The following is a 7,342-nucleotide window of genomic DNA, read 5'->3' on the forward strand; positions in this document are numbered from 1 at the left end:
CAACCCATTCATTAATACTCAAGAAAACCGGAGTATTAATGAATACGATCAGGATAACCCTTGCACAAACTGGGAAATTCTTTGACAGGCCTCTTCAAGAACAACATCATCAGCGGCATAAGCTATACGCAAGTAGGGACTTAATCCAAACGCTGATCCGGGAACAACCGCAACATAAGTCTCTTCCAATAATGCTTCAGCAAAATCCTGATCATTGGCAATCAATCTTCCCTGAGCTGTTTTTTTACCAATACAGCCGGCAATACCTGGATATATATAAAAAGCCCCCTGTGGAATATTACAGCTTATACCATCCATTGCTGAAAAGGCGGCCGTCATTTTTTTACGACGTCGATCATAAGCCAGTTTCATTGATTCAACTTCTTTTTGCGCATGTTGCAAAGCCGCTGTAGCAGCTGCCTGACTAACACTGCAGGCACCAGAGGTTGAATTGCTTTGAATTTTAAGCATCGCTCTAATCAAACGCTTTACCCCACCGGCATAGCCTATACGCCAACCTGGCATTGCAAAAGTTTTAGAAACCCCATTCGCCGTTAAAATGCGATCTTTTAATTCTGGTGCCAAAGCCGCCAATGAATGATGGCGTTGCCCGTCAAAAATCAGATGTTCGTAAATTTCATCAGCAAAAATCCATATCTGAGGATTAATCCTCAATACCTCAACCAATGCCAGCAAGTCTTCTTTTGTCCAAACAGCACCAGTTGGATTGCTGGGGGAATTCAAAATCAGCCATTTGGTCCTGGGCGTAATAGCGGCTTTTAATTGCCTTGCCTTTAAGACAAAATTATCTTTTTCAGGACAAACAACATGAACCGGATTCCCTCCCAGAAATCGTACCATAATCGGATAACTGGTCCAATAGGGTGCCGGAATAATGACCTCATCTTCCGGATCTAAAGTCGCCATCAAGGCATTGAACAAAATCTGTTTAACCCCATTTGCAACCATAATTTCGTCCAATGCATAATCGATACCATTTTCTTCCTTGAATTTTTTTTGTATGGCCTTTTTCAACGATAAAAAACCGTCTATAGGAGGATACTTCGTTTTTCCTTCCAAAGCCGCCTGATAACCTCCCTCAATAGCTATTTTGGGTGTTAAAAAATCAGGCTGTCCCAGGGCCAGGGAAATAACATTTTTTCCTTCTGCTTTCAGAACCCTTGCCCGCATTGACATCGCGATGGTTGCAGGAGCCTCAAACCCGCTCATTCTTGAGGCAAGAGCGGGTTCAATTGCAATTTCCTCATTATTCATAACCAATATCTAGCCCTAGCTCAAATTCATGCAGAAATGTTTAATCCGTAAGCAGGCTTCCTTAAGCAACTCTGTATTTGTCGCATAGGAAATACGGAAATATCCAGCCATCATAAAAGCTGCTCCATGAACTGTGGCTACACCCTCTTCTTCCAGTAAGGCCGTTACGAAATCCTGATCACTATTAATTTTTGTCCCCTTACTGGTTGTTTTACCCAAACAATTTTTCATTGAAACAAACAGGTAAAAGGCCCCCATGGGTTTTAAACAGGATAGACCCGGTGCGCCATTTAGGTTATCCAAAACCAGATTTCGCCTTTTTTGATAAGTAGCCACCATATCGGCAACTGAATCCTGTGAACCAGTCAAAGCCTCAACGGTTGCCGCCTGACTAATGGAACAGGGATTGGTTGTGGACTGTCCCTGCAACTTTATCATTGCCTTGATAAATTCTACAGGGGCGGCAGCATATCCAATACGCCATCCCGTCATCGAATAGGCTTTTGAAACACCGTTCATTGTAATTGTGCGTTCTTTAAGGCGTGGTTCAACCTGGACTACTGTTGGGGCAACCACCCCATCGTAAACCAGCTTGGAATAAATATCATCCGTCAAAACCCATACATTTGGATATTGCATCAGGACATCACATAAAGCCTGCAATTCTTCTTTACTGTATACAGCACCTGTGGGATTACAAGGGGAATTCAAAATCAGCCATTTCGTTTTAGACGTAATTGCTGCACTCAGTTGTTCGGGCTGCAACTTGAAACCTGCGTGCTCCTCCTTACAAGGAATGATAACTGGTGTTCCACCAGCCAATGTTACAATATCGGGATAAGAAACCCAACAAGGTGAAGGGATAATGACCTCATCTCCTGGATTAAGACTGGCCATCATCGCATTGAATATAACCTGTTTTCCACCACTGGAAACCATGATTTCTTCAGGTTGGTAGTCAATATTATAATCGGCTTTCAAACGTTGGGCAACTGCCTGGCGGACAGCTGGGGTCCCTCCAACATCTGTATATTTTGTCTGTCCGGACTGAATGGCTGCTATGCCTGCGTTCTTAATATTGATCGGCGTATCAAAGTCAGGTTCACCAGCCGAAAGGCTGATCACATCCTGACCCTTACTTTTCATGGCACGCGCCTTTGCACTAATCACCAGTGTCTGACTAGGCTGTATTTTTTTCAATCGAGCAGATAGAATATCCATTATTACCATTCCAGTTACGTAAACAATTCATTCATATAAAGCTTATCATTATATAAAATATTTATAAAAAACTTTATATAATATAGATCATGTTTTAATTAATTATAATAATTTTATTTTTTATAAGACCATTTAACTTTTAAACGATCATTGAATTTAATTTTTCTCTTTTGAAAAATCTATATCGAACGAACTCATTTAAATAAATTTATTAAAACAAGAAAGATTTTAAAACCAATGGAAATGGCTATTCTTAAATATCATGTTCTAGATTTCATAAAAAAAAATCAAGCAAAACCGATTCCAGCAAAAATATATCCCGGATTGAAAAATATAACGCAAATTACTGAAAATTTTAAAAATAACCTGGCTAACCAAACAATATTAAAAGAACTCTGCCAATATTGCCTTACTTTTAAAAATTATATGTTGGCTGAAGCGTTAATAAATTTTCTTATAGAGATAGATTCAAACAATAAGGACTACTATTTTTTTGAGGCAACTATCCTTTTCTTGAAAAAAGATATAAACGCTTCTTTAGAAAAACTGGAAAAATATCTCAATTTCATTTGTTCTTCTGACCTCCTAACAAGGGATATCATGTCCGAATTGGAAAAAGGTGAAATTACCAATTATTATATGTTTTTTTTACCCAATATCTTACAAAGATATAAATTGCCAATTCCAACCTCCGAATTTAACCTTTATCTTTTTCCTTATTCAATGCACGACGCAAATCAAACAATTCAACAGCGTTATGCAATTTATCTGGGCTATTATTGTGACAGACTTCAAGAACATTTTAGAGATCTGTTAAAAGGGTTACTGGACGAGGAATATGAATTAAATGGAGATACAACCTGGTATCATCTAAATGCAGGAAAATTGCAGTGGCTTCTCCATAATAGACCCTTGGCAGATTATCACTTTCAAAAATCCAAAGAACTGGCTCCTGAAACTTCCGTTTATTTTGACAATGAAGATAGTGGTGTATATAGTTGGTTAACAGAAAAAAGATACCAAAATTTTGAACAGGCTGATAAACATGATGATCCATTTCATCTGGAAAAATGGCAATGGTCATATGCTGATCTAAAAGGTCAACAGGCCGATTTACTATTCATTCTGGGTTGTGATTCCCGGTATTTAAAATATTTACCCAAATTTCTCTTTACTCTTGTAAAAGCACATAAAAGGATAGATTTTCAAAGTAAAATCGTTCTTGCTCTTGCATTGGAAAATCCATCATCTCAACAAAAAGAATTTCTAAAGGAGATCTCTGAATTTATTCATAACACCATTCCTAATATGCATATTACCTATGGTTATGGTTCCTCACTTTATCGGGATGCAGCCTATTTTACCTGTTTACGTTTTCTTTTTGCGGAAAAACTTTATCAACGTTATCCTACAAAAACCTTTATTCTTGATATTGATCTCACCGTTACAGAGGATTTTTTCAGTAAAAAATTCCCTTTATTTGGTAATTATGATTTTGGTTTGAGACTTTTTGCTTTTGATAAAAATGGTGATCAGCTCGTGGGGGCACCTTGGTGTTTGGGAGCCGGAATTACATATCTAAACCATTCAGAAATCACCCCTAAAATTCTTCATTTTATCGGACATTATATAAAATGGGCTTATGATCCTCATAATTTTACCAATTGGTGTATTGATCAATGTGCTTTGTCACAAGCTGTCGAGCAATTTATACGCCCTTCCTGGAAAAATTTGGTAATAAGAGATATTGATCAAGAGAATTTATTTGATCTATCCAATTATTTTAAATCAAAAAACGATTTTTATTATCAATCCCCCTACATCAGTGAAAATAATTTTAAGGAACAAATTCAATTATTATTGCATTAATTATATAAATCTTCAAAATAATGCATGAGTGCTGTTTGTAAATCCGGGAGAATAAAATGACACTAGAATTTTCATTATCTCAAAATCAGACCAAATCTTTTACACTAACCAGCGCAGCCCATAACATTGAATTAGGTAATTGGGAGATTAACAATCACCAGCTTGGCATTGAGGATGTTTTATTTTCTATTCAGCAAATTTGTCTGCATGGAGGAAAACAGGAAGGTTCCAGACTGATTATAATTAAATGTCCTGATGGATTGACCATCACCCTGAGCCCAACACGAGGAATGAATGTGATTGAAGCAACAGCTCCTGGCATTCGCCTAGGTTGGGATTCACCTGTAAATGAGATAGTCAACCCCACTTTCATAAATCTTCAAAGTCGCAATGGCACCGGATGGTTGGAAGGTTTTAACGAAATGATGGTACGTTGCGGTTATGAATGGTCTGGGCATCCTTTTACTGATACCAATGGTGAGCTTTATAGCCTTCATGGAAAAGCAGCAAATACACCAGCATCTGAAGTTATTGTTGAGATCGATACTCTATTCCCATACGAAATCAAGATAAAAGGCTTAATTAAAGAAAGCACTTTCAAAAAAACCGATTTACGTGTTCTAACAGAGCTATCCTATATTCCTGGCTCCCACAGTTTTACCCTTCATGATCGCTTAACCAATCATGCCGATTACTCGCATCCCTATCAAATTATTTACCATAGCAATTTCGGTAAACCTCTATTGGAAAAAGATACAAAATTTATCGCCCCTGTCAAAGAAATAAGTCCTTTTAACAACTATGCTCAAAATGGGCTAGATAATTGGCAAACTTATCGTGAACCTACCAAAGATTTTGATGAAATGGTATTTAATATCATTCCCTATACCAAAAAAGATGGAAGCACCATGGCCGCGTTGCATAATAAAAGCGAAAATAAAGGAGTTTCCATAGAATTCAATACTAAGCAACTTCCCTTTCTAACTTTATGGAAGAACACAGATACCGAAAAACAGGGATACGTCACAGGCATAGAACCAGGAACCAATTTTGCCTATCCTATGACAATTGAACGTGAACAAGGTAGACTTAAAAAACTTCATGCCGGAAAAACAGTTGAGTTTAAATTGAGATATAACGCCTTACTTGATCGGCAAGCTGTTGAAATTATGAAAAAGGAAATTACCAATATTCAGGGCAATCAAGAAACCCAAATCAACCAAAAACCACTCGCACAAGAATAACAGAATTAAAATAAGGGATTAATTGACATATCCCTTGTTCAATCAATCCTTATCCAATATTTGATATATGGATTAAAAAGTTCCTGGATTATAGTTTTTGGTAATACTATCGCAATAAGATCCTGTTTTAACATACAAAATAACGCCATATAAAGTCGATTGAATATAACAGCCAGAAAAAATATCTTTAGCATCTTTTGGAAAATCTGGAGAGGCCCTGCCAATAACATTTTTATGCATGTAATACTCCCCATTTAATAAGCCGTTTACATACCAAGGGTTTGACAACCCAACAAAATCAAAAATTTTCCTTGTTAATGGATGTGTTTTCATAATGGTTTGTTGAGAAGAAAACCTCAAATCATCGCGAATAAATGTAATCCCCTCCACTTTCTTATTACCAAAATGATAAATAGATTGTAAAATTTCCTGAACTATTAATGCATTCTTCTGATGATCTATTCTTTTCAGGTTACATAATGCTGATGACAAAAGCAAAGATGTCCATAAATAACAAATTGGAACCAAAAGCATTATTTTTGAATGACAACCAGCCTTTTGAACATACAGAAATATAAAAATGAAAAAGGCTGATATACCCATCATTTCACGTGTATTACCACTGGGTATATTTAATATAATATTTGAACTCGTTATGGCAACCAGCAATAAAGGAAAACACAGGCATAAAACACATATTCTTTTATAATTTTTCTTTAAAAAATCTGTTATCACTGTATATAAAAAAAATACAGATAAAATAGTCAAAGATACTATTATATAGTTTTCCTGAATATACAATAAAAACAGTAATAGATATATTTTGATATTCTCAATAAGATGAATGAATATATGTTCATTTAAAACAATAATCTTTCCTAATGGACCATAATCGTTGGTAATCAAAAAATTTACAACGCATATTTTATAAATGAAAAATGTAGTTAATATATTGCATAATCTTAGAAATAGTTCCCTGAACAATCCGGAAAATGCTACCTGATCACTATCATTCAATAGTTTTACAGCCAATAGTCCAATAACTAATGTCAAAGCACATTGATAAAAACAATATAAAGAAAATATTAGGCATGAACGAATTATATAATCAATACACACATTTTGATTATTTTCTTTAAATACAAATAGGCATGCCAATGCAACACTGCATGTCATGATTATACAATCATATTTATACGATAAATTTTGTAAAAAAAATGGATTGCATAAAAGAAAAATAAATATAGTTAATTTTAATAAATAATTCTCTGATCGAATTATTTTATCTGTTGTATAAAGAAAAATTAAATTCAAAGCTAAGAAAGCAATAATAAATGAAAAAGGATAAGGGTCAGGAACTATTGCACTTCCGTTTAATAAACGAATCAACCAAACAGAAAACGGTCTTACATTAAGGAACCATACAAAAAGGTCACCATTAGATGCCCGATACATATCATCAACAAAATCATAAGGAGACAATAAAAAAGGAATAGAATAAATAAAAGTAATAATAGACGTTAATAAAACATAATGTTTTTTATGAATGGTTATAGACATCAGTTTAATATTATTTTTTAAATTACATATGTTGAAATTATTTTAATGTTAAAATATTAATCTTGATCTGAAAACAAGCCAATCTAATTTAATTATTTTGTATAAGAATTTTATATTTATTAAGTTATGATATTTATTTGTTTTTTTACGGTATATGAGAGGTGGACATGCGA

5 protein-coding genes are annotated in these 7,342 nt (G+C 34.9%); 2 read left to right on the top strand and 3 right to left on the bottom strand.

Annotation, left to right across the window (positions count from 1 at the left end):
• Positions 1 to 48: 48 nt before the first annotated feature.
• Together H3R28_RS08270 and H3R28_RS08275 are read right to left on the bottom strand one after the other, a co-directional pair.
• Positions 49 to 1,275, bottom strand: a complete 1,227-nt coding sequence (locus tag H3R28_RS08270; RefSeq protein WP_232351280.1) for a pyridoxal phosphate-dependent aminotransferase — start codon at positions 1,273 to 1,275, stop codon at positions 49 to 51.
• A 15-nt stretch (positions 1,276 to 1,290) separates the two neighbouring features.
• Entirely contained in the window at positions 1,291 to 2,496 is a 1,206-nt protein-coding gene (locus H3R28_RS08275; RefSeq protein ID WP_155566244.1) for a pyridoxal phosphate-dependent aminotransferase, read from the bottom strand.
• Between the two features lie 243 nt (positions 2,497 to 2,739).
• Here H3R28_RS08275 and H3R28_RS08280 point away from each other — a divergent pair, with 243 nt between their 5' ends.
• Positions 2,740 to 4,365, top strand: coding sequence for a hypothetical protein (locus tag H3R28_RS08280; RefSeq protein WP_198210635.1), 1,626 nt, complete (start codon positions 2,740 to 2,742; stop codon positions 4,363 to 4,365).
• Between the two features lie 56 nt (positions 4,366 to 4,421).
• A complete protein-coding gene (locus H3R28_RS08285) occupies positions 4,422 to 5,609 on the top strand; it encodes an aldose 1-epimerase family protein (protein ID WP_198210636.1) in 1,188 nt (395 codons plus the stop codon).
• A 72-nt stretch (positions 5,610 to 5,681) separates the two neighbouring features.
• Here the strand turns inward: H3R28_RS08285 and H3R28_RS09010 are convergent, their stop codons facing one another.
• Complete coding sequence (locus H3R28_RS09010; RefSeq protein WP_198210637.1) at positions 5,682 to 7,169, bottom strand: glucosyltransferase domain-containing protein; 1,488 nt, start codon at positions 7,167 to 7,169, stop codon at positions 5,682 to 5,684.
• Positions 7,170 to 7,342 lie beyond the last annotated feature (173 nt).

Source organism: Commensalibacter sp. M0268 (assembly GCF_016101925.1).
Lineage (GTDB): Bacteria > Pseudomonadota > Alphaproteobacteria > Acetobacterales > Acetobacteraceae > Commensalibacter > Commensalibacter melissae.